The organism is Lysinibacillus sp. S1 (genome assembly GCF_044986265.1).
GTDB classification, from domain to species: Bacteria; Bacillota; Bacilli; order Bacillales_A; family Planococcaceae; genus Lysinibacillus; species Lysinibacillus capsici.
Map to the genome: position 1 here is coordinate 3458393 of NZ_CP173154.1, position 23825 is coordinate 3482217.

Sequence of the window (23825 nt, forward strand, 5' to 3'; positions counted from 1 at the left end):
GGTGATGAAAATGCTTCACTATATGGGGAGACGTTTACTTCAACTAATCCCAGTTTTGCTTGGAATGACTTTTATCGTCTTTATGTTGATACGGGCAATTCCTGGAAATCCAGCACAAGTTATTTTAGGACAACAGGCAACAAAAGAGGCGGTCGAGGCGTTAAACGCAAGTTTAGGATTAGATAAGCCGTGGTATACACAATATTTTAGTTACTTAGCAGGTATTTTTCAGGGAGATTTAGGGGTTTCCCTACGTACGAAACTACCTGTATCAGAAGAAATTTTCCCATACTTAGCAGCAACAGCCGAACTTGCACTATTTGCGATGATCATTGCGATTGTTATTGGTGTGAATGCGGGCATTATTTCTGCGTGGTTCCAAAATTCTTGGTTTGATTATACAGCAATGATTATAGCGTTAATCGGTGTATCTGTACCCGTGTTCTGGCTTGGATTGATGGAGCAATGGACATTTAGTAGTAAGCTTGGATGGCTGCCTACATCTGGTCGAGAAGATGTGCGAAATCCAATTACCGCCATAACCCATTTCTATTTATTGGATACGCTTATTCAAGGCCGCTTTGATCAATTCATCGAAGTTATAAAACGATTAATATTACCAGGAGTAGCACTTGCAACGATTCCGATGGCTATCATTGCCAGAATCACAAGGTCCTCCATGCTGGAAGTTATGCGTTCAGATTATGTAAGGACTGCAAGAGCAAAAGGACAAAAAATGTTTATTGTTGTTTATAAGCATGCATTAAAGAATGCAGTTATTCCTGTGTTAACGGTAATTGGTCTACAAACTGGATTACTGCTAGGTGGTGCCATTTTAACAGAGACGATTTTTAGTTGGCCAGGAATTGGTCGTTATATTTATGATGCGATTGGCTTCAGGGATTATCCCGTTATTCAATCAGGTATTCTCGTCGTTGCATTTATTTTCATCATGATTAACTTAATCGTGGATTTACTGTACACAGTAGTCGACCCACGGATTAAATACAAATAGAAGGGAGTTGCAATGATGACTGGAGCAATCGATATAAAAAAAGAAGTATCACCAGTTCGAGAAAAGGCAGTAGGTCCATGGCTCGAAGGGTGGCGTAGTTTTAAAAAGAGTAAAGTATCCCTTGTTGGAGCAGGAATTGTTATATTTTTTATTATACTAGCTGTCATTGGTCCGTTCATTGCACCACAGGGCATCAATGAACAAGATTTAACGAAGCGTTTACTGGCACCATCCGCTGATCATTGGTTTGGAACGGATGATTTTGGACGGGATATTTTTTCGAGGATCATTCACGGTGCAAGGATTTCGCTGTGGGTAGGCTTTTTCTCTGTTATTTTGTCCGTGATAATTGGTAGTTTACTTGGCATCATTGCAGGTTATTATGGAAAATGGATCGATACGATAATTTCACGTATTTTTGATATTATGCTAGCTTTCCCTAGTATGCTACTAGCGATTGCAGTAGTATCAGTGCTTGGTCCATCTTTACAAAATGCATTAATCGCCATTGCTATTATTAACGTACCGAATTTTGGGCGCTTAATCCGTTCTAAGGTTTTAAGTGTCAAGGAAGAGGAATATATAGTAGCGGCAAAAGCAATTGGTATGCGTGATGCACGAATTCTATTTTCCCATATTTTGCCGAATTCCATAACCCCAATAATTGTACAGGGAACACTAGCAATTGCGACAGCCATTATTGAAGCGGCAGCATTAGGTTTCCTTGGGCTAGGGGCTCAAGCTCCAGCACCAGAATGGGGAAAAATGTTAGCGGATGCACGGAAGTTTTTATTAAATGCTCCGTGGACGATGATTTTCCCTGGTTTAGCTATTATGTTAACAGTTTTAGGCTTTAATCTAATGGGTGATGGACTACGAGATGCACTGGATCCAAAAATGAAAAGCTAGTAAATAAGACAATAGCCTTCTACAAGTTAGAAGGTTTTTTTAGCTGCTTGGACCATTGGATATAAAAGGAACATTTTTACTACAAAAACGTTCTATAGTATAGAAAAAGACGTGAGGGGCTTTCAAAAATAAGTGAAAACACCTTTTCGGAGCCATTAATTGAATTTTTTGTCACGTTATTTTAGACTTAATTTAAGTAGAAATCTTTTAGCTTAGTAGATTATTGCTTACCATAAAATCTTTCGACTGAAATACATATTTTAGGAGGGTGTTAGAATTGGGGATTAATTTACAAAAAGGACAAAGAGTTGATTTAACAAAGGGTAACGCAGGATTAAATAAAATTAAAGTTGGTTTAGGGTGGGACCCTGTAGGCCAAGAGAAAAGTGGCGGCTTTTTAGGTGGTTTATTTTCTAGCAGAAATAGTGGCAGTGGCAGAAGTATCGACTGTGATGCTTCGGTATTAATGTTACAAGATGATAAGGTTGTAGCGGGTGACGATGTTGTTTATTTCGGAAAATTAACAAGTAGCTGTGGTTCTGTTCGACATTCAGGTGATAATTTAACAGGTGATGGTGATGGTGATGATGAGGTAATTACAATTGAATTATCGTCTGTACCTTCGCAATATAACAAGCTTGTGTTTGTTGTAAACATTTATGATGCGGCAGGTCGCAATCAACACTTTGGTATGATTCATAATGCATATATTCGTGTGTATGATGACAGGACAGGAAGCGAACTAATTCGCTATAATTTAACTGATAATTATTCGAATTTAACGACGTTAGTATGTGGAGAAATTTACCGTCATAATAACGAATGGAAATTTGCTGCGGTTGGTACGGGAACAAATGACATAAAGCTTGGCGACGTTGTTCGAAGATATCAATAAATAATTGACTAAATAGGAGGAATAAAAATTATGGGCATTTCACTACAAAAAGGTCAAAAGGTAGATTTAACTAAAACAAATCCAGGATTAACGAATGTGGTTGTAGGTTTAGGCTGGGATACAAATAAATATGATGGTGGTCATGATTTTGACTTAGACTCCTCTGTGTTTTTACTTGCTGATACAGGTAAAGTTGCAGATCAAAATGATTTTATTTTTTATAACAACACTACAGGTGGCAATGGTTCAGTTGAGCATTCAGGCGATAATTTAACAGGTGTAGGCGAAGGTGACGATGAAGTGGTGAAAGTGGCATTAACTCAAGTACCTGCTCATGTTCAGCGACTAGCCTTCACAGTAACCATTCATGATGCAGAGTCTCGCAGTCAAAACTTCGGTATGGTGTCTAATGCCTATATTCGTATTATGAATGCTGCTTCCAACGAAGAAATTATTCGCTATGATTTAGGCGAGGACTTCAGTATTGAAACAGCTATTGTTGTAGGGGAATTATATCGTCATAACGGAGAATGGAAATTTAATGCGATTGGTGCAGGCTATCAAGGTGGCTTAGCTGCTTTATGTAATGATTATGGCTTAAGTGTAAACTAAAATTTCATCTTTGGACAGAAAGGGAGATTTTTGAATGGCTATACAATTAAGTAAAGGGCAACGTATTGATTTAACAAAGCAGGATCCAGGCTTAAATAGCATTGGCATTGGTTTAGGCTGGGATGTAAAGCAATTTGATGGTGGACAAGACTTTGACCTGGATGCATCTGTATTTTTACTAGATGCTTCAGGTAAATGTCGTAATGAACAGGACTTTATTTTCTATAATAATCTAGCCAGCCCAGACCAGTCTGTTGTCCATACGGGAGATAATCGTACAGGTGCAGGGGATGGGGATGATGAAAAAATTCTTGTCAACTTAAAGCAAGTATCACCTCAAATAGAAAAAATTGTAGTGACGGTTACTATTTACGATGCCGAGGGACGTCATCAAAACTTCGGGCAAGTCTTAAATGCCTATGTACGATTGACGAACGAAGAGTCGGGATCAGAGGTATTGCGTTACGATTTAGGTGAAGATTTCAGTATTGAAACGGCTGTAGTATTTTGTGAGCTGTACCGACATAATGGTGAGTGGAAATTTGCTGCAGTAGGTTCAGGTTACCAGGGTGGACTAGCTGCTTTAATCAATGCATATGGCCTACAGTAACTATGAGACGTAGGTGTATGGTGGAGGATCTGATGTGGATGTATTAAATGAGATATTAAATACATATGCACAGTTTTTAAACTAGCAGATGTAACAGGGGCTTATCGTAATACACTGAAAATGTGTGTTAGTATATTGGGGCTACCATCCTTCGCATGAAATTTTCGTTATTATTTTAATAGCTGCATTCTTATTGACATTTGTTATTTACAAGTTGAAGAAGAAAACAGCAGTGTAAACAAGGCACTGTATTAGTCTGTATGGAACAGGCTGATACAGTGCTTTTTTCACAAAAGGCATAGTTACTGGGGAGAGGATTAGATGCAACATTTTGCAACAGATGCAGAGATGATTTTTTATAAGAAGCCACAGCCGTTTACGAAATGGGAAACGGCGGATATTTTGTCATATGCCCTAGGTGCGACTTTGTATATGCCAGCTTCCATGCCTACGATTGTGAGCTTGATCCGATCACAAAAATATAAGGAACTCACATCACTTGTCATTGATTTGGAGGATGCAGTTGGAGATGCAGAGTTAGTAGATTGTGAAGCTAAGCTGATAGAGGATATTAGTGAATTATATGCACTCTATCAGCAAAAACAGCTATTACTTCAGGAGCTCCCTTTACTTTTTGTTCGAGTACGTCATGTTGAGCAATTTCAAAGGCTAACAACTGTTTTAGGGAAAAAGCAAGAAATATTAACTGGCTATGTCTTTCCGAAGTTTACAGCAGAACAGGGTGCCCGTTATTTCGAGTTGCTTGAACAAACCATTTTAGAAAATGATTTAATTTTATATGGTATGCCAATTTTAGAAAGTCGTGAGGTACTATATAAGGAATCTCGCATGGAAGCGTTATTAGACATTAAAGCGGTTCTACATCAATACAAAGCCCGTGTATTAAATGTACGAATTGGTGCTACCGATTTTTGTGGTATTTACGGAATTCGCCGGCGTATGGATTCTACCATTTATGATATTAGTGTCATACGAGATTGTATTGCAGATATTGTAAATATCTTAGGTCGTGAGGAAGATGGTTTTATTATTTCTGGGCCTGTGTGGGAGTATTTTAATAATCAGCGTGTATTAAAGCCCGCACTTAGAGTGACACCATTTAGTGAGAAAGGCGCGCTTGATACAAGGAAAGCGTTATTAGACGATTGTTTAGATGGATTAATGAAAGAAGTTTTAATGGATAAACAAAATGGCATAGTGGGAAAAACAATTATTCATCCGAGCCATATCCGTGTTGTGCATGCCCTGTATGCTATTTCGTATGAGGAATACTTAGATGCGCTAAGTATTATAGAAAATAATGATGGACAAAAAGGTGTTATGAAAAGTCACTATGCTAATAAAATGAATGAAATTAAGCCACATATGAGATGGGCACAACGGATTTTAAAACAGGCTCATGTCTATGGTGTTTATCATGAATCTGTCGATTTTGCCTCACTTTTATTACAGTCTGAAATAGGTGGTAGTGTATATGCAACAACAAATGAGTAAATTAAACATTTTACCGAATTATTCAATTGATATTGAAATTACCTACAATCCGCATAATTTTGCGCTAACCGATTTGTTTAGAATGGCGGCTCGGATTAATAAGAAGAGACAATTTTTGTTTGTAAGCACGGTACTAGGCAAACATTTGGCTGTCCGTCCGCAAATCCCTTTACTGACAGGAACTCTTTTAGCAATGATGTATCAGCAGCATCTTACGGGACAAAAGGTAATGGCTTCGTCTGTCGTTACAGCTTTAAAAGACGGAGCTAATTTGGATGAAGTACAAAAATCCATAGAAGGAACCCTAGAATTAACGGATGAAACATTGTTTATTGGCTTTGCTGAGACAGCAACAGCACTTGGACACGCAGTATTTAATGCCTTTCACTCGAATGCTATGTATATCCACACAACACGTGAAGTGTTGCCCGATTTTGAGCCATTTGTTACGTTTGAAGAAGAACATTCACATGCGACAAGCCATAGAATTTATACGGAGGAACCAGAATTTTTACTGCAAGCTAAGCGCATTGTGTTAATTGATGATGAGATTACTACTGGAAATACGGTCATTAATATTATTGAGACTTTAATACAGAAATTTCCTTTAGTGAGACAATATGCGGTACTATCTATTTTAGATTGGCGTTCCCAACAGCAGCAAACAATCTTTAAGCAATTAGAAGTACAATGGGGTATCTCTATAGAATTCATCTCCATTATGTGTGGGAATTTTAGCTGTTCAGGCATTCCAAGCTTAACCAGTACACAACCAAACTTACTAACACAGGTTGCACGAGATATGGACATTTGTCCGATTCAAGTATCTGTTGATCGCAAATTCTATCGTTCTGTTGCGGAGAATGGATTAATAAATAAGTACCCCTATTTACTAGCAACAGGGAGATTTATGCTCACGTCAAAACAGCATGTTGACCAAAAGCAAACGATACAAGCTATTGCTATGCAATTACAAGAGCTAAGAACAAATGGACCAGCGCTTGTTATTGGCTCGGGTGAGTTCATGTATGTTCCTATGCAAATTGCCTCTTATTTAGGAAATGATGTTTATTTTCAGTCAACTACTCGTAGTCCAATCTATTGTACGGATGATTTAGTATATACGATTAACGATAAAATAGCCTTTGAAAGTCCAGAAAATAACGGGGTCACTAATTTTTTATATAATCTTCAAAGCCAGTCTTACACGGAACTTTTTTTCATAGTGGAACGTATAGCAAGTAAAGAGGTAGTTGCTCGTGTGGTAAAGGCATTACAAGAAGCCACTAACGCCAAAGTATATGTAATTAGTATGCATGAATTGGAGGTAGAACGATGATATCGACTTTGCAGCCAGATAAAATGGGGAGTTATGCACCAGAGGACGTTATTTTTTTATTGCGTGATATTGGAAGTGCATTCCTTGAAATGGATAATGAGAAACGTGAACAACTCATTCAATCGGGTATACATTATTCGGAAATGCTGCCAGTGGAGAAGCAACCATCGGATACCTACATGAATCTTTTTTATAAAGCGCTAGATGTTCATGCAGAAAGAATAGCAATCGCCGTTGGAGTAGTGGCAGAACAAATCATTGAAAATAGAGGATTAGAAAATTTAATTCTTGTGAGTTTAGCTCGTGCAGGTACACCCATTGGTATTTTAATCAAACGGTATATAGCCATGCATTATCATGTGAATGTTCCACATTACTCCATTTCTATACTGCGAGGTCGTGGGTTTGATGAAACGGCAATTCGTTATATTTTGACACAGCATCCTCTAGGAAGTCTGCAATTTATTGATGGTTGGACAGGAAAAGGGGCAATTACCAATGAATTAATTCAATCCTGCCAAAAGTTTAATTTACGATATCAAGAACAGTTAAGTGGCGATTTAGCTGTTTTGGCTGATCCTGGCCATTGTGCAGCTATTTATGGAACTCGTGAGGATTTTTTAATACCATCTGCTTGTTTAAATTCCACTGTATCTGGATTAGTAAGTAGAACGGTATTAAATTTGCAGTTTATGGATGCAAACGATTTTCATGGTGCAAAATACTACAAAGAATTAGAGGCAATAGATGTCTCCAATCTGTACATAGAGCGTATCGTCACATGTTTTGAACAAGTACAGAGTAAAATTGTGCAACAAATTCAAGAGCAAGAAATCTCTCCAATTACATGGGAGGGTATGAAGTCCGTGCAAATAATTCAACGAGATTTTGGTATTGATAATATTCATTTCATTAAGCCAGGTGTTGGGGAAACGACAAGAGTTTTGCTGAGAAGGATACCTTGGAAGATTTTAATTAATCCACAGTACATGCATGAATTGAAACATATTTTATTATTAGCGCAGGAAAAAAATGTATTGATTGAAGAGTATTCGAATATGTCCTATGCATGTTGTGGTTTGATCAAAGAATTATAGAGGAGAATATGATGATATTATTTACATCTGATTTAGATAGAACCCTTATTTATTCTAAACGCATGATGGAGATGTTTCCGCCAGCTACAGAGACAATCGTCGTTGAACACAAGGACGAAACAGCAATGAGTATGATGACACAGGCAACAGCACCCCTATTGCAACAGGTACACCAACATACTTTATTTGTACCTGTTACGACAAGAGCTTTACATCAATATCAAAGAATCCATTTTATTCATGATTTATGCCCTGCTTTTGCAATTACAAGCAATGGGGGTACAATAGTAGAAAAGGGTCAGCCATATGAAAAATGGACACAAACATTATCTAGACGTATTGAAGATTCCTCGATCCCTCGTATGGATATGCTAAAGCTATTTCAGACGATTAAATCTGATACATGGCTACAACAATCTCTTTATATAGATGATCTTTTTTATGTACATCATGTAGATATTGATATTTTACCATACGATGAATTACAAGCGATGATTCAAGAGTTTGATATGCATGGTTGGCATGTTCTGCTACAAGGGAAAAAATTGTATTTTATGCCCAAGGTGCTGACAAAGGAAGCGGCTATAGAATATATAAAAGAGTTCTGTACATACGATGTGCATATAGCAGCAGGTGATTCTATTATGGATTATGGCATGCTTGCAATGGCTGATTTAGGTTTTACACCAAATCATGGAGACTTAAAGGATAAACAGCCAAAGTTTTTACAAAATACAACTTACTCGTCTCACAATGGTGAAGCATTTACAAAGAATTTATTGGAAACAGTTTTACAGATGACATCACAACAAACGATCGTATAGATGTTCAAATATTTTTGTTGTCATTAGGTGAGACGTCCTATGACAAATGAATGCTTTAGCATAGGCTGAGGATGATTTTTAGGAGGTGCGTTTGTATGCAAACAATCACAATTAAATCAGTGTTGGAGCGTCATCCTGATGATTGGCTACAGGCGTTTCAAGATTCACCAAAGGATCGTGCATTTTATGAAACAACAGAGCAGCAAGTGAGCTTTAGTAGAATTGCTGTTCGTGTATTGGGCGTACCAATCGAAGAAGATGATTATTTCAATTCATTATTTACATTATCACAGAACACTAACATCCATATTTTAAGTGAAGAATTAAATAAACATATTGAACCAAAAGACTTTCAGGCAATACAAACAATCCTTTCGCAGCATCAACAAACTCCACAAGGTCTATCTATTAATCGTTTAGTGGCAATGATGTATGGTTATCAATTAATTCCTAAGCATGATGACAGTGTAATGAATCGCCATTTACAGTTAGCAACCATTAAAGTAGTAGAGCTCTTTCAAAAACAGCAATCATTAGGTTTACTAGCAAATGACTTTCGCCGTTTTTTAATTGATATGGTGAAATGGCTAAAAAACCATTGGATTCTATGGACAAAATCCATGAAACCAACAGACGATTTTCCTAAAGTAGTTTGGTATGGGGAAGCAACTCTAAGTCAGCGCTATTTCTTATTGTTATTAATGGAGCTCGGTTGTGATGTGTTAATTTTTCATCCAGCTAAAATAGATGAATTTGCTGAGATTGATCCTAATGATACTTTCTCTATCACATATGCGTATGCCAATCAAACAACTTTACAGCCATTTCCTGATAAGTTGCGTGACCGGCAGGCAACGGTTGGATATCGATCTAGTCAGCATTTTGAGCAATTAATGCATGATCAGCAATCAGGTGTCTATAAGCCTTGGCAGTTTAAAGATTTTATGCCACGCTCCTTAACATTACGGATGACATATGATGATATTTTTATTTATGCAAAAGAGAAAGCTTTGGTTCGACCACAGTTTGAAGTAATTGGGGATGAGATTGTCATTCCAGTCATATTTGCCAAAATTAGTGGGGTTTCGAGCAGACGGGAAGAATACTGGTATTATATGCATCAGTTATTAGCAAATCCGCAAACTGTTTTTGTCCAGAAATTCCCCTATGCACCAACGAGTAGAGCGAATTTCCACTTTCACTATAAGCATTGCCTAGTAAATGGAGAACTATCAGTAGAGCGTATTATGCAAAGTGATTGGTGGCAATACGGTGAGTTAACATTGGAGCTACAACGTGCGATTGCACACACGATAAAAACTTCCTGTGAGCAGCCCATGTTGAAACAGCAGCCAAATGAGACCTTATATGATTTACAGTTATTTTTATTTAAACAAATGTCGATGATTCCACAGGAGATCCTAAGATTACTACAAAGCTTTGACTATTCCCAAGAGGTACCGAAGCTGGTATTATACCAAGCACCTCAACAACCAGCTTTATCACGTGAAGATATAGCGTTATTGGCCTTTTTAAATCGATTTGGTGTGGATATTGTTTTTTATAATCCGACAGGACAACTAGATTTAGAAAAGCATTTGCAAGAGGATAGTTATGATGTACACCGTTTAGAGCATATGCTGTTTGACTTGCACTATGAAGAACCAAAGCCACAGAAAACTGCACCCGACAAAATCATAAAAAAACTCTTTAATCGTTTTTTCTGATGATAGGAAGGAGGCGGCACGAATGTCGAATAACTCGTTGACGCTGAAGCAGCTGACACTGGAAACAGCAGAAGCCTTCAAAGAACAGTTAAGGGATCATGCAGAGGTACGGCAAATTGCCAATCAAATCAATATAAAAAATCAGATAGAGCTATTAGCTTTAGGAAAAGAACCGTCTACAAAATTAGCTACTTTTGCAGATCAAATTTTAGCCATCATCACCCAGTCAACAACTTTCGAATCAAATGAATTATTTAAGCAGCTTGAAGCCCTTATGCAGACATTCGACAAACAAGATTTTACAGAGCAAAAGGGCTTTTTTAAAAAGCTGTTTGCACGTAAGACCAAAAATGATGGCGATTTATTTACGAAATATAATGGACTGGGGAGAGATATTGAGAAAATCCATTATCAATTTGTACTGATGGAAGAGGAATTAGCGAAGGATAACCGAGTACTTGCACGCTTATATCAAGAAGACCTCATGTACTATCTTGAGCTAGAAAAGTATATCGTAGCAACTGACATGAAGCTTCATGAGGTCCAAACAACATTGATTCCGATGTATGAAAAACAGAGTGAAGCAGGTAATCAGCTGGCGAAAATGGAGCTAAATCGTTTGCAAGGTATTGCAGAGATGCTCCAGCAAAAAATAGATGACTTAGAAAAATCGCGTATGGTGGCTATTATCACAGCCCCTCAAATCGATATGCTACGTAATGGTAACAGTGAATTGATGGAACAAATTAATGGGGCTTTTGTTAAAACCATTCCTGTTTTTAAAATGGGTTTGATGAATGCAGTTAATGAAAGACGTCAACAATTACAAAGTCAATCAGCCTCTGCCTTTGAAGATCGTATGAGGCAATTTGGGGGAGCTAGCAAGGAAGCGGTGCAATTAAGTACTGCCATGGCTCAACAATCCAACACTACCAAGACTCCTGAAGAAATGTGGGATACTATTGTATCAGGCATTGCCAATTATCAGCATTTACGTGCTGAACAAACGGTCAAACGCCAACAAGCAGAGCAACAATTGCTAACATTGCGTTCTTAGCTCCTTTCCTCTAAGTAGATTACTACTTGGAGGTTTTTTGTATAAAAAAAGCCGACAGACTTATCTTATTCAATGGGTGATCAAAATCCCACTGAATCAAGGTAATCTGTCGCCAAAATGTTAGCTATATGAATTCTTCTTCAAATTCTACATTGATTTCATGTCCATGATAGCTTTGGTAAGAAACAATAAGTGTATCAAGATGTTCTAAGTTTTCCTCATAATCTAAAATACGCGATAAAATATAGAGTAGGTGATAGCTAGAAAACTCCGTATCGCCTTCTTCACGAGCAAAGTTGATTTGCTTGATGAAAATTTCCATCAGCTCATTACGTTGGACATAGTCAATGCTTTTACTCCACTCCGAATGCTCAGGCTTAAGCTTCCCTGTATATTTTAAGAGCAATTGCTCATGGTACGTTAGCAAGGAATCAAGTCTCTCCTGAATCATTAAATGAAATTGGGTAGGGAGCTGAGCTAATTCATTTTCGTGATTATGCAAACGCTGTAGCAATTCCAAGCTTTTCTTGGAAGTTAAAATCATTTGACGATAGACTACTAGTTTGCGAGCTTTGACATATTTTTTATTTTTAAAGTAATTACGCTCTTCCTTATATAAATCATACAGCGTATCCACTCGTAGCATACGGTTTTTAAACTTACTTAATGCTGTTTTTGTGGATGTATGCTCAGAAGCTTGCCGTACAGCCAGTCGTGTCCAACGAATAATATCATCTTGTAAAATATAAATTTTGCGAAATAGTTTTACCTCGTATTTAGGTGGTAAGAACACAAGATTTACGACAAATGCTGCTAATACCCCAACTAATATCGTAACAAAGCGTATCAAACTAAATGTTAAAAAGTCATCCCCTTGAAATTCCATAATAGCTACAACTGAAACCAACGCTAGCGAAAGTGATTTTTCGAGTCTAAACTTTAACATTAAACCAATAGCTATTATGACAGCTATACCAATGGCAACGACATGGTGTCCAAAAAGCAAGCCGAAAATGACGGCAATTGTCGCACCTATAATATTCGCTTGTACTTGCTCCACAATGGTTTGGTAAGAACGATAAATAGAAGGCTGAATAGCAAAAATAGCTGCAATTCCAGCAAAAACAGGTGAAGGTAGTTTTAACAACTCTGCAATAAATAATGCAAATACGATAGCTACACCAGTTTTAAATACACGGGCACCTAATTTCATAAAGATGTCCTTTCTGTCTAATATTTTTTAGCTTCTTTACATTATAGAAGGAAGTGCTCATAAAATACATAGATTTGCATGGATGAATAAGAAAAAGGCGACTTCTACTTGCAAGTCGCCTTTTTCTTGTCAAGATTACAATTGAGAAAACGCAATATCTACTGCTTCAATTGTTTCCTGAATGTCTGCTTCTGTATGCTCAGTTGTTAAGAACCATGCTTCATATTTAGAAGGAGCTAGATTAATACCTTGCTCAAGCATGTGTTTAAAGAAGCGTCCAAATATTTCACCATCAGAGCTTTCAGCTTGCTCATAGTTTTCTACCTTCACATCTGTAAAGTAAATAGTAAGCGCTCCTTTAAGACGATTTAACGTGATGGTTACGCCATGTTTTTTAGCAGCAGCTAAAACACCTTCTTCTAAAATTGCGCCTAATCTATCCATTTCCTCGTATATACCTGGTGTTTGTAGAACTTCTAGGCAAGCAATACCAGCTTGCATAGATGCAGGATTTCCAGCCATCGTACCCGCTTGGTATGCTGGGCCGAGGGGTGCCACAGTATCCATAATCTCTTTACGTCCGCCATAAGCACCGATTGGTAAACCACCACCAATAACTTTACCAAGTGCAGTTAGATCAGGTGTTAGGCCAAGTAAATTTTGAGCGCCACCATAGTGGAAGCGGAAGGCCGTGATGACCTCATCATAAATCGTTAGGGCCCCTTTTTCCTTTGCTGTAGCATGTACTAATTCAAGAAAGCCTGGCTTTGGTTCAACGATACCGAAGTTTCCTACTATTGGCTCGATTAAAATAGCTGCAATCTCCTCGCCCCATTTATCCATGGCTTCTGTAAAGGCTTCAGGGTTATTAAAAGGTACAGTAATAACTTCTTCAGCAGTCGAAGTTGTCACGCCCGCTGAATCTGGTGTTCCTAATGTTGCTGGACCTGATCCGGCAGCCACTAATACTAAATCAAAGTGCCCGTGGTAGCAACCAGCAAATTTCATGATTTTTGTACGTCCTGTATAGGCACGTGCCACACGAATCGTTGTCATAACAGCTTCTGTACCAGAGTTGTTAAAACGTACTTTATCCATCGACGGAATGGCTTCCTTTAACATTTTTGCGAAAGTAACTTCATACTCAGTCGGCGTCCCAAACAATGTACCATTTTCAGCTGCGTGCGTAATGGCCTTTGCAATATGAGGATGACCATGACCAGTAACGATTGGACCATATGCTGCTAGATAGTCGATATAACGATTGCCATCTACATCCCAAAAATAAGCGCCTTTTCCTCGCGCCATGGCTACAGGAGAACCGCCACCTACTGCTTTATATGAACGAGAAGGGCTGTTTACACCACCAACAATATGCTGTAATGCCTCTTCATGTATTGCTTCAGATTTTGCATGATTCATAGAATTGCCTCCTAACTTTTTATACGTAATCTATTGTAGACCTATCGGTGTAAGAAATCCAAAGAAATTAAGAGATATGACTTGATTTGTTACTTAGAGTAAAATAGGACCTACAGAGGAGGAGATTGTATGACATTACTAGAAGGACAAAAAGCGCCGGATTTTTCTCTATTGAACGAAAAGGGCGAGATGGTGCATTTAGCTGATTTTAAAGGAAAAAATGTTATTTTATACTTTTACCCAAAGGATATGACACCAGGCTGCACGACGGAGGCATGTGATTTTCGCGATAAGTTTGAGGACTTCAGTCATTTAAATGCTGTTGTTCTGGGTGTTAGCCCAGATAACGCAAGCAAGCATACAAAATTTATTGATAAGCATGGTTTGCCATTTTCATTATTAGTGGATGAGGACCATGCTATTGCTGAAGCTTATGATGTATGGGTTTTAAAGAAAATGTATGGACGTGAATATATGGGCATAGAGCGTTCAACGTTTTTAATTGATGCTGAGGGGAAGCTTGTAAAAGCTTGGCGCAAAGTTCGAGTGAAAAATCATATTGAAGAAGTATATGCTTATTTAGCAGAACAGGAGGCAAAACAATGAGAATCTATTTTACATTTGAACCTAGACCAGATTTACGAGAACCATTAGTAGCAGAATTTCCACAGCTTGAATTTATCTTTGAAAAGAGCATATCAAATGAAGAGCTTCAACAAGCGGATGTATTAGTTACATATGGTGAAGATTTAACAGAAGAGAGTATTCAATCTGCTACAAAGCTAAAATGGATTTTTGTTGCATCGGCAGGTATAGAAAAAATGCCAGCTCAGGCTATTATTGAACGCAGGATTCTAGTTTCAAATGTTCGTGGCATTCATAAAACGCCTATGGCTGAATCGATTCTTGCTCATATTTTAGCCATTAAACGAGCTTTGCCTTGGATGTATGAGCAGCAAAAGAAAAATGAATGGTCGAAAAAAACACAACAAACGGAATTACGAGATAGTACGGCACTTATTTTGGGGCCAGGTGCCATTGGTTCGGAAGTTGGGCGTTTATTGCAAGCTTTTGGTGTTACAACAATTGGGTGTAACCGCTCTGGTAAAGAAGCGGCCTATATGAATACGATGATTAGTTTTACCAATTTGAAAGAAGCACTACCTCTTGCAGATATCGTTATTTCTGTATTACCAAAAACAACAGAAACGACCCATTTATTAAAAGAAGAGCATTTTGTTGCGATGAAAAACAATGCGATCTTCATGAATTTTGGTCGAGGTAATTTAGTTGATGAAAACGTACTCATTCAAGCGATTGAAAGAAAGCAAATAGGACACGCAGTTTTAGATGTATTTGAAGAGGAGCCTCTGACATCCGACAATCCATTATGGACATTACCAAATGTTATAGTATCACCTCATGTATCCAGTCATTCTTCTCGTTATGTTGAGCGTAGCTTAGAAATTTTCAAGCCAAGCCTAACAAAATGGCTAAAGGGTGACACGGATTTAGAAAATGTTATGGATTTATCAAGAGGATATTAAGGAAAAAACCATTGATTTATTGAGGATAAGCAATGTGTGATTGTTGACGAAGTAGTACGAATTGGATACACTATTTATAACAATTATAAATTAATAATACTTATGGAAGAGGTGCATGACGATGTCTGCAACGCATTTACAAGATGCACTGGACACGTTGAAAACAACTGGTGTACGTATTACTCCTCAGCGTCATGCTATTTTGGAATATCTAATTCAATCAATGGCACATCCTACTGCCGATGAAATTTATAAAGCTCTTGAGGGTAAGTTCCCTAATATGAGTGTAGCGACTGTTTATAACAACCTGCGTGTATTTCGTGAAGTAGGTCTTGTGAAAGAGCTAACTTACGGGGATGCTTCAAGTCGCTTTGATTTCGTGACAAACGATCATTACCATATGATTTGTGAATGCTGTGGTAAGATCGTCGATTTCCATTATCCTGGACTCGACGAAATAGAGCATTTTGCATCACAGGTAACAGGCTTTGATGTGCATTCGCATCGCTTAGAGATATACGGCACTTGTCCATCATGTAAAGTTGCTACTGCTAAAGTACAATAAAAATCCTAGCTCTTAAAAAGGGCTAGGATTTTTTTGTTTTATTATAGGATTGATCGAACTCTTTACCTTCTAGAGTAGGATCAAGTGTTAATGGCTCATTGCAGTACATGCACATATCTACTCGGCCTAAAACCTTTGTATGTTTATGGCAATTAGGACACTCTACTTGAATAGCTCTTGTTGACAGTAATCCGATCCACGCATATACAACTGTGCTACCGATAATACAAAGAACACCTAGTGACATGAAAATTAAAACTAATATCGGGCTGTTTTTAAAGAAAATGCCTCCGTACATGACAATAAAACCAAAAAAGATTAGTGCTAATGCGAATGAACGAATTTTATTAATTTTACTTTTATAAGGTTTCATATTTCATCTTGCCTCCCAATCTAAAATCTACTATAACATATAAGGGCAAAGTATTTTAGCTTTGAACTGAATGAAAGAAGGAATACTTTTAGAGTATGTCGAATTTTTAACGGAACAAAACAACCTATATGAATAAAGGAGGGCTGAACATGGAGCAAGTACTGCGTCCGATATATCAAGAACGTGCGAGTCAGTCGAATACATTAGGCGTAATTTTAGTGGAAAAGCGTGAAGAACAAAGTAACGTTACAGATACATTTGATACGGTTTTACTCATTATCGTAAAAGAAGCAGAGCAACCAGTCTTTTCAAAACATTACTTATATGAAGGAAATAAAATCGCTCTACATACTGTTACGGAGAAATTAATTCGAAAATGGTTACTCATCGGTTCAAATAGAAAGGTTGTTGATTGGATATTCTTCGGTAGAGTATTATTTGATCGGAATGAATTTCTGCATAAACTAAAAATAGAATTGCAGGAATTTCCGTATAGTGGTCGTAAAATTAAAACAGGTATTCAATTTTCAAAGTTAATTCGTCGCTATTTGGAGGGGAAAGAATACTTTGATAAAGGAAGTTACTTAGATGCTTATAATCATGTTGTGGATTCGCTACATCATCTAGGCCGCCTATCTATTATCGATAGTGGCCTGTATCCTGAAGTAACTGTTTGGGCACAGGTGAAAAAAATCGAGCCAGCCATCTATAAGCTGTATGAAGAGCTAGTGACAAGTAATGAGCCAATAGAAAAGCGCTTAGAATTATTGTTTTTAGCAAGTGAGTTTTTAATCCACTCTCGTACACGAGATGGGGCACAGCATATATTAGAAGTCATGCAAACAAAAGAAATGTGGACTATTCAGGAATTACATGATCATCATGAACTTGTTAACTACTCAGTGGATTTAGAAGTGTTTGTTGAGTATCTAGTGGATAAAGGCTATATTCAAATTGAACCCATTGCAGCGAAAAATGATAGGATATTTCACCGTCATTACAAGGTAAATAAAGATGCTCTAGAAATGGGGCAATGACTGTAGTATGCTTGTAATCGAGGTATCTAAAAAATACCTCGATATTTTTTTAGAAAAGTAGTTGACGAATAATATCTTAGTATTGTATTATATTAATTGTCGCTAAGACATAAACGAATAACTCAGAAAAACACAAAAAACTTTTTTAAAAAAGTTGTTGACATGTTTTGAATGAGATGTTAATATAAAGAAGTCGCTGAAAAACGACTTAAATAATGAACCTTGAAAACTGAACAAGCAAAACGTAATCAATAAAGTTTTAAGTAGCTAGCTTCGGTTAGTGAACAAAACAAAAATTTTGGACATCAAACATGATGCCAGCAAAACAATTTGAGCTAATCAAATTTCTTTTATGGAGAGTTTGATCCTGGCTCAGGACGAACGCTGGCGGCGTGCCTAATACATGCAAGTCGAGCGAACAGAAAAGGAGCTTGCTCCTTTGACGTTAGCGGCGGACGGGTGAGTAACACGTGGGCAACCTACCCTATAGTTTGGGATAACTCCGGGAAACCGGGGCTAATACCGAATAATCTCTTTTGCTTCATGGTGAAAGACTGAAAGACGGTTTCGGCTGTCGCTATAGGATGGGCCCGCGGCGCATTAGCTAGTTGGTGAGGTAACGGCTCACCAAGGCGACGATGCGTAGCCGACCTGAGAGGGTGATCGGCCACACTGGGACTGAGACACGGCCCAGACTCCTACGGGAGGCAGCAGTAGGGAATCTTCCACAATGGGCGAAAGCCTGATGGAGCAACGCCGCGTGAGTGAAGAAGGTTTTCGGATCGTAAAACTCTGTTGTAAGGGAAGAACAAGTACAGTAGTAACTGGCTGTACCTTGACGGTACCTTATTAGAAAGCCACGGCTAACTACGTGCCAGCAGCCGCGGTAATACGTAGGTGGCAAGCGTTGTCCGGAATTATTGGGCGTAAAGCGCGCGCAGGCGGTCCTTTAAGTCTGATGTGAAAGCCCACGGCTCAACCGTGGAGGGTCATTGGAAACTGGGGGACTTGAGTGCAGAAGAGGAAAGTGGAATTCCAAGTGTAGCGGTGAAATGCGTAGAGATTTGGAGGAACACCAGTGGCGAAGGCGACTTTCTGGTCTGTAACTGACGCTGAGGCGCGAAAGCGTGGGGAGCAAACAGGATTAGATACCCTGGTAGTCCACGCCGTAAACGATGAGTGCTAAGTGTTAGGGGGTTTCCGCCCCTTAGTGCTGCAGCTAACGCATTAAGCACTCCGCCTGGGGAGTACGGTCGCAAGACTGAAACTCAAAGGAATTGACGGGGGCCCGCACAAGCGGTGGAGCATGTGGTTTAATTCGAAGCAACGCGAAGAACCTTACCAGGTCTTGACATCCCGTTGACCACTGTAGAGATATAGTTTCCCCTTCGGGGGCAACGGTGACAGGTGGTGCATGGTTGTCGTCAGCTCGTGTCGTGAGATGTTGGGTTAAGTCCCGCAACGAGCGCAACCCTTGATCTTAGTTGCCATCATTTAGTTGGGCACTCTAAGGTGACTGCCGGTGACAAACCGGAGGAAGGTGGGGATGACGTCAAATCATCATGCCCCTTATGACCTGGGCTACACACGTGCTACAATGGACGATACAAACGGTTGCCAACTCGCGAGAGGGAGCTAATCCGATAAAGTCGTTCTCAGTTCGGATTGTAGGCTGCAACTCGCCTACATGAAGCCGGAATCGCTAGTAATCGCGGATCAGCATGCCGCGGTGAATACGTTCCCGGGCCTTGTACACACCGCCCGTCACACCACGAGAGTTTGTAACACCCGAAGTCGGTGAGGTAACCTTTTGGAGCCAGCCGCCGAAGGTGGGATAGATGATTGGGGTGAAGTCGTAACAAGGTAGCCGTATCGGAAGGTGCGGCTGGATCACCTCCTTTCTAAGGATTATTTCGGAATACAAACCTTAGGTTTGTAAGATTACGTTTTGCGTTCAGTTTTGAAGGTTCATTCTTCTGAATGAAACACTTCAAAACTTGTTCTTTGAAAACTGGATAAAACGACATTGAAATTGTAACAAACACATTTATTTTTTTAAGTTTTTTATAGGCTTAATAACTTGGTTAAGTTATTAAGGGCGCACGGCGAATGCCTTGGCACTAGGAGCCGAAGAAGGACGGCACTAACACCGATATGCTTCGGGGAGCTGTAAGTGAGCTTTGATCCGGAGATTTCCGAATGGGGGAACCCACTACGTTTAATCGCGTAGTATCTTGACGTGAATACATAGCGTCTTGAAGGCAGACCCAGGGAACTGAAACATCTAAGTACCTGGAGGAAGAGAAAGAAAAATCGATTCCCTGAGTAGCGGCGAGCGAAACGGGAAGAGCCCAAACCAAGAGGCTTGCCTCTTGGGGTTGTAGGACACTCTATACGGAGTTACAAAAGAGCGAGTTAGATGAAGCGACTTGGAAAGGTCCGCCAGAGCAGGTAAAAGCCCTGTAGTCGAAAGTTCGTTCTCTCCTGAGTGGATCCTGAGTACGGCGGAACACGTGAAATTCCGTCGGAATCCGGGAGGACCATCTCCCAAGGCTAAATACTACCTAGTGACCGATAGTGAACCAGTACCGTGAGGGAAAGGTGAAAAGCACCCCGGAAGGGGAGTGAAAGAGATCCTGAAACCGTGTGCCTACAAGTAGTTAGAGCCCGTTAATGGGTGATAGCGTGCCTTTTGTAGAATGAACCGGCGAGTTACGATTACGTGCGAGGTTAAGCTTTAGAAGGCGGAGCCGCAGCGAAAGCGAGTCTGAATAGGGCGAAATAGTACGTGGTCGTAGACCCGAAACCAGGTGATCTACCCATGTCCAGGGTGAAGGTGAGGTAACACTTACTGGAGGCCCGAACCCACGCACGTTGAAAAGTGCGGGGATGAGGTGTGGGTAGCGGAGAAATTCCAATCGAACTTGGAGATAGCTGGTTCTCTCCGAAATAGCTTTAGGGCTAGCCTCGTGATGAGAATACTGGAGGTAGAGCACTGTTTGGACTAGGGGGCCATCCCGGTTTACCGAATTCAGACAAACTCCGAATGCCAGATATTTATACACGGGAGTCAGACTGCGAGTGATAAGATCCGTAGTCAAAAGGGAAACAGCCCAGACCACCAGCTAAGGTCCCAAAGTAATCGTTAAGTGGAAAAGGATGTGGCGTTGCACAGACAACCAGGATGTTGGCTTAGAAGCAGCCATCATTTAAAGAGTGCGTAATAGCTCACTGGTCGAGTGACGCTGCGCCGAAAATGTATCGGGGCTAAACGATTCACCGAAGCTGTGGATTGACATCTACGATGTCAGTGGTAGGAGAGCGTTCTAAGTGCGTTGAAGTCAGATCGGAAGGACTGGTGGAGCGCTTAGAAGTGAGAATGCCGGTATGAGTAGCGAAAGACGGGTGAGAATCCCGTCCACCGTATGACTAAGGTTTCCTGAGGAAGGCTCGTCCGCTCAGGGTTAGTCGGGACCTAAGCCGAGGCCGATAGGCGTAGGCGATGGACAACAGGTTGATATTCCTGTACCACCTCCTCACCGTTTGAGAAATGGGGGGACGCAGTAGGATAGGGTAAGCGCGCCGTTGGTTGTGCGCGTCCAAGCAGTAAGGCGTGTGTGTAGGCAAATCCGCACACTGTAACGTTGAGCTGTGATGGCGAGTCCGTATGGACGAAGTTCCTGATTTCACACTGCCAAGAAAAGCCTCTATCGAGGTGAGAGGTGCCCGTACCGCAAACCGACACAGGTAGTCGAGGAGAGAATCCTAAGGTGTGCGAGAGAACTCTCGTTAAGGAACTCGGCAAAATGACCCCGTAACTTCGGGAGAAGGGGTGCTCTTGAGCGTGCAAGCGCATGAGAGCCGCAGTGAATAGGCCCAGGCGACTGTTTAGCAAAAACACAGGTCTCTGCAAAACCGTAAGGTGACGTATAGGGGCTGACGCCTGCCCGGTGCTGGAAGGTTAAGAGGAGTGGTTAGCGCAAGCGAAGCTGCGAATTGAAGCCCCAGTAAACGGCGGCCGTAACTATAACGGTCCTAAGGTAGCGAAATTCCTTGTCGGGTAAGTTCCGACCCGCACGAAAGGCGTAACGATCTGGGCACTGTCTCAACGAGAGACTCGGTGAAATTATAGTACCTGTGAAGATGCAGGTTACCCGCGACAGGACGGAAAGACCCCGTGGAGCTTTACTGTAGCCTGATATTGAATTTTGGTACAACTTGTACAGGATAGGTAGGAGCCAGAGATCTCGGAGCGCCAGCTTCGAAGGAGGCGTCGGTGGGATACTACCCTGGTTGTATTGAAATTCTAACCCATGCCCCTTAGCGGGGCAGGAGACAGTGTCAGGCGGACAGTTTGACTGGGGCGGTCGCCTCCTAAAAGGTAACGGAGGCGCCCAAAGGTTCCCTCAGAATGGTTGGAAATCATTCGTAGAGTGTAAAGGCACAAGGGAGCTTGACTGCGAGACCTACAAGTCGAGCAGGGTCGAAAGACGGGCTTAGTGATCCGGTGGTTCCGCATGGAAGGGCCATCGCTCAACGGATAAAAGCTACCCCGGGGATAACAGGCTTATCTCCCCCAAGAGTCCACATCGACGGGGAGGTTTGGCACCTCGATGTCGGCTCATCGCATCCTGGGGCTGTAGTCGGTCCCAAGGGTTGGGCTGTTCGCCCATTAAAGCGGTACGCGAGCTGGGTTCAGAACGTCGTGAGACAGTTCGGTCCCTATCCGTCGTGGGCGTAGGAAATTTGAGAGGAGCTGTCCTTAGTACGAGAGGACCGGGATGGACACACCGCTGGTGTACCAGTTGTCTTGCCAAAGGCATCGCTGGGTAGCTATGTGTGGACGGGATAAGTGCTGAAAGCATCTAAGCATGAAGCCCCCCTCAAGATGAGATTTCCCATTACGCAAGTAAGTAAGATCCCTCAAAGACGATGAGGTAGATAGGTTCGAGGTGGAAGTGTGGTGACACATGGAGCTGACGAATACTAATCGATCGAGGACTTAACCAAAAAAGTTTGAAACATTCAATGCACCGTTTATCCAGTTTTGAAAGAATAAAATATTAGAATATACTTGTAATTTTTATAAGATATGTTATAATAAGTATTGTCTTTCAAATAGTCTAGTGATGATGGCAAAGAGGTCACACCCGTTCCCATACCGAACACGGAAGTTAAGCTCTTTAGCGCCGATGGTAGTTGGGGGCTTCCCCCTGTGAGAGTAGGACGTCGCTAGGCTATATACTAAAATTATTCCGAAGTAGCTCAGTTGGTAGTAGCACCTGACTGTTAATCAGGTTGTCGCAGGTTCGAGTCCTGCCTTCGGAGCCATTCTTGGAGAGTTGTCCGAGTGGCCGAAGGAGCACGATTGGAAATCGTGTAGGCGGTTAACACTGTCTCAAGGGTTCAAATCCCTTACTCTCCGCCAGCACTTTGATGTGTTCCAAACGATGGCCCCTTGGTCAAGTGGTTAAGACACCGCCCTTTCACGGCGGTAACACGGGTTCGAATCCCGTAGGGGTCACCAATTCAATACCCAGATGGAGGATTAGCTCAGCTGGGAGAGCATCTGCCTTACAAGCAGAGGGTCGGCGGTTCGAGCCCGTCATCCTCCACCATTATTTTAACAATATTATAGTATTATCGCGGGGTGGAGCAGTGGTAGCTCGTCGGGCTCATAACCCGAAGGTCGTTGGTTCAAATCCAGCCCCCGCAACCAAATGGTCCCGTGGTGTAGCGGTTAACATGCCTGCCTGTCACGCAGGAGATCGCCGGTTCGATCCCGGTCGGGACCGCCATTTATTTTAAAATATGGGTCAGTAGCTCAGTTGGTAGAGCATTAGATTGAAGCTCTAAGTGTCGGCGGTTCGATTCCGTCCTGACCCATCTTATTTTTTTGCCGGTTTAGCTCAGCAGGTAGAGCAACTGACTTGTAATCAGTAGGTCGTGGGTTCGATTCCTATAGCCGGCACCAGATATTCCCGGAGGGGTAGCGAAGTGGCTAAACGCGGCGGACTGTAAATCCGCTCCTTAGGGTTCGGCGGTTCGAATCCGTCCCCCTCCACCAG

The 23825-nt window shown here is 40.8% G+C and carries 18 protein-coding genes, 9 tRNA genes and 3 rRNA genes; 27 read left to right on the top strand and 3 right to left on the bottom strand.

From position 1 onward, the window contains the following. The first annotated feature begins 10 nt into the window (after nucleotides 1-10). The 11 genes from ACHZEU_RS17165 (at nucleotide 11) to ACHZEU_RS17215 (ending at nucleotide 11600) form a co-directional block, all read left to right on the top strand. Nucleotides 11-1015, top strand: a complete 1005-nt coding sequence (locus ACHZEU_RS17165; RefSeq protein WP_048394767.1) for an ABC transporter permease — start codon at nucleotides 11-13, stop codon at nucleotides 1013-1015. Nucleotides 1016-1027: 12 nt separating this feature from the next. Beyond that, the gene (nikC, locus tag ACHZEU_RS17170; protein WP_054549024.1) at nucleotides 1028-1924 is read left to right on the top strand and encodes a nickel transporter permease; all 897 of its coding nucleotides are present in this window, start codon (nucleotides 1028-1030) and stop codon (nucleotides 1922-1924) included. Between the two features lie 277 nt (nucleotides 1925-2201). After that, nucleotides 2202-2819, top strand: a complete 618-nt coding sequence (locus ACHZEU_RS17175; protein WP_048394762.1) for a TerD family protein — start codon at nucleotides 2202-2204, stop codon at nucleotides 2817-2819. A gap of 30 nt (nucleotides 2820-2849) precedes the next feature. Beyond that, nucleotides 2850-3431 (top strand): TerD family protein, encoded by a 582-nt coding sequence (locus ACHZEU_RS17180; RefSeq protein WP_048394760.1) that lies wholly within the window; start codon nucleotides 2850-2852, stop codon nucleotides 3429-3431. A 34-nt stretch (nucleotides 3432-3465) separates the two neighbouring features. Then, complete coding sequence (locus ACHZEU_RS17185; RefSeq protein WP_016994007.1) at nucleotides 3466-4041, top strand: TerD family protein; 576 nt, start codon at nucleotides 3466-3468, stop codon at nucleotides 4039-4041. A gap of 321 nt (nucleotides 4042-4362) precedes the next feature. After that, nucleotides 4363-5556 (top strand): HpcH/HpaI aldolase/citrate lyase family protein, encoded by a 1194-nt coding sequence (locus tag ACHZEU_RS17190; protein ID WP_279496194.1) that lies wholly within the window; start codon nucleotides 4363-4365, stop codon nucleotides 5554-5556. Further along, complete coding sequence (locus tag ACHZEU_RS17195; protein WP_279496192.1) at nucleotides 5537-6895, top strand: phosphoribosyltransferase family protein; 1359 nt, start codon at nucleotides 5537-5539, stop codon at nucleotides 6893-6895. The genes ACHZEU_RS17190 and ACHZEU_RS17195 overlap by 20 nt, the downstream gene beginning before the upstream one ends. After that, entirely contained in the window at nucleotides 6892-7992 is a 1101-nt protein-coding gene (locus ACHZEU_RS17200) for a cysteine protease StiP family protein (RefSeq protein WP_279496190.1), read from the top strand. Before ACHZEU_RS17195 ends, ACHZEU_RS17200 begins: the two co-directional genes overlap by 4 nt. A gap of 11 nt (nucleotides 7993-8003) precedes the next feature. After that, nucleotides 8004-8816 (top strand): hypothetical protein, encoded by an 813-nt coding sequence (locus ACHZEU_RS17205; protein ID WP_279496188.1) that lies wholly within the window; start codon nucleotides 8004-8006, stop codon nucleotides 8814-8816. Between the two features lie 95 nt (nucleotides 8817-8911). Next, nucleotides 8912-10543, top strand: a complete 1632-nt coding sequence (locus ACHZEU_RS17210) for a YceG family protein (protein WP_269897855.1) — start codon at nucleotides 8912-8914, stop codon at nucleotides 10541-10543. 22 nt (nucleotides 10544-10565) lie between these two features. After that, nucleotides 10566-11600 (top strand): toxic anion resistance protein, encoded by a 1035-nt coding sequence (locus ACHZEU_RS17215; RefSeq protein WP_279496184.1) that lies wholly within the window; start codon nucleotides 10566-10568, stop codon nucleotides 11598-11600. A gap of 124 nt (nucleotides 11601-11724) precedes the next feature. Here ACHZEU_RS17215 and ACHZEU_RS17220 read toward each other — a convergent pair whose 3' ends face one another. Both ACHZEU_RS17220 and ACHZEU_RS17225 read right to left on the bottom strand, forming a co-directional pair. Further along, nucleotides 11725-12813, bottom strand: coding sequence for an aromatic acid exporter family protein (locus ACHZEU_RS17220; RefSeq protein ID WP_279496182.1), 1089 nt, complete (start codon nucleotides 12811-12813; stop codon nucleotides 11725-11727). A 135-nt stretch (nucleotides 12814-12948) separates the two neighbouring features. Then, nucleotides 12949-14235, bottom strand: coding sequence for a glutamate-1-semialdehyde 2,1-aminomutase (locus ACHZEU_RS17225; RefSeq protein WP_259420330.1), 1287 nt, complete (start codon nucleotides 14233-14235; stop codon nucleotides 12949-12951). A gap of 129 nt (nucleotides 14236-14364) precedes the next feature. Between ACHZEU_RS17225 and bcp the strand changes: the two genes are divergently transcribed. The 3 genes from bcp to perR all read left to right on the top strand — a co-directional run bounded on the left by bcp (nucleotide 14365) and on the right by perR (nucleotide 16347). Continuing rightward, a complete protein-coding gene (gene bcp, locus ACHZEU_RS17230) occupies nucleotides 14365-14841 on the top strand; it encodes a thioredoxin-dependent thiol peroxidase (RefSeq protein WP_048394742.1) in 477 nt (158 codons plus the stop codon). Further along, entirely contained in the window at nucleotides 14838-15782 is a 945-nt protein-coding gene (locus tag ACHZEU_RS17235) for a D-2-hydroxyacid dehydrogenase (RefSeq protein WP_048394740.1), read from the top strand. The genes bcp and ACHZEU_RS17235 overlap by 4 nt, the downstream gene beginning before the upstream one ends. A 121-nt stretch (nucleotides 15783-15903) precedes the next feature. Further along, on the top strand, nucleotides 15904-16347 hold the full coding sequence (perR, locus tag ACHZEU_RS17240; RefSeq protein WP_004230508.1) for a peroxide-responsive transcriptional repressor PerR: 444 nt from the start codon (nucleotides 15904-15906) through the stop codon (nucleotides 16345-16347). A gap of 22 nt (nucleotides 16348-16369) precedes the next feature. On the opposite strand, the gene ACHZEU_RS17245 is transcribed toward perR, so the two are convergent. Then, nucleotides 16370-16720, bottom strand: coding sequence for a YgzB family protein (locus tag ACHZEU_RS17245; RefSeq protein WP_048394737.1), 351 nt, complete (start codon nucleotides 16718-16720; stop codon nucleotides 16370-16372). Nucleotides 16721-16869: 149 nt separating this feature from the next. Here ACHZEU_RS17245 and ACHZEU_RS17250 point away from each other — a divergent pair, with 149 nt between their 5' ends. The 13 genes from ACHZEU_RS17250 (at nucleotide 16870) to ACHZEU_RS17310 (ending at nucleotide 23824) form a co-directional block, all read left to right on the top strand. Next, nucleotides 16870-17757 carry a nucleotidyltransferase-like protein gene (locus tag ACHZEU_RS17250; RefSeq protein ID WP_016994017.1) on the top strand — a complete coding sequence of 296 codons (888 nt, stop codon included), beginning with the start codon at nucleotides 16870-16872 and terminating at the stop codon, nucleotides 17755-17757. A gap of 349 nt (nucleotides 17758-18106) precedes the next feature. Next, nucleotides 18107-19658 (top strand): 16S ribosomal RNA (locus ACHZEU_RS17255). Between the two features lie 181 nt (nucleotides 19659-19839). After that, nucleotides 19840-22767: ribosomal RNA gene (locus ACHZEU_RS17260) — 23S ribosomal RNA — on the top strand. Between the two features lie 112 nt (nucleotides 22768-22879). After that, a 5S ribosomal RNA gene (gene rrf, locus ACHZEU_RS17265) occupies nucleotides 22880-22995 on the top strand. Together the 16S, 23S and 5S rRNA genes with 9 tRNA genes alongside form the textbook arrangement of a ribosomal RNA operon. A 16-nt stretch (nucleotides 22996-23011) precedes the next feature. After that, a tRNA-Asn gene (locus tag ACHZEU_RS17270) sits at nucleotides 23012-23088 on the top strand. Nucleotides 23089-23093: 5 nt separating this feature from the next. Beyond that, nucleotides 23094-23185 (top strand) — tRNA-Ser (locus ACHZEU_RS17275). Between the two features lie 24 nt (nucleotides 23186-23209). Then, nucleotides 23210-23284: transfer RNA gene (locus ACHZEU_RS17280), tRNA-Glu, on the top strand. A 15-nt stretch (nucleotides 23285-23299) separates the two neighbouring features. Further along, nucleotides 23300-23375: transfer RNA gene (locus ACHZEU_RS17285), tRNA-Val, on the top strand. A gap of 26 nt (nucleotides 23376-23401) precedes the next feature. Further along, a tRNA-Met gene (locus ACHZEU_RS17290) sits at nucleotides 23402-23476 on the top strand. Nucleotides 23477-23479: 3 nt separating this feature from the next. Then, nucleotides 23480-23555: transfer RNA gene (locus tag ACHZEU_RS17295), tRNA-Asp, on the top strand. A gap of 15 nt (nucleotides 23556-23570) precedes the next feature. Beyond that, a tRNA-Phe gene (locus tag ACHZEU_RS17300) sits at nucleotides 23571-23643 on the top strand. Between the two features lie 12 nt (nucleotides 23644-23655). After that, nucleotides 23656-23731 (top strand) — tRNA-Thr (locus ACHZEU_RS17305). A gap of 9 nt (nucleotides 23732-23740) precedes the next feature. Continuing rightward, nucleotides 23741-23824 (top strand) — tRNA-Tyr (locus ACHZEU_RS17310). Nucleotide 23825: the final 1 nt, after the last annotated feature.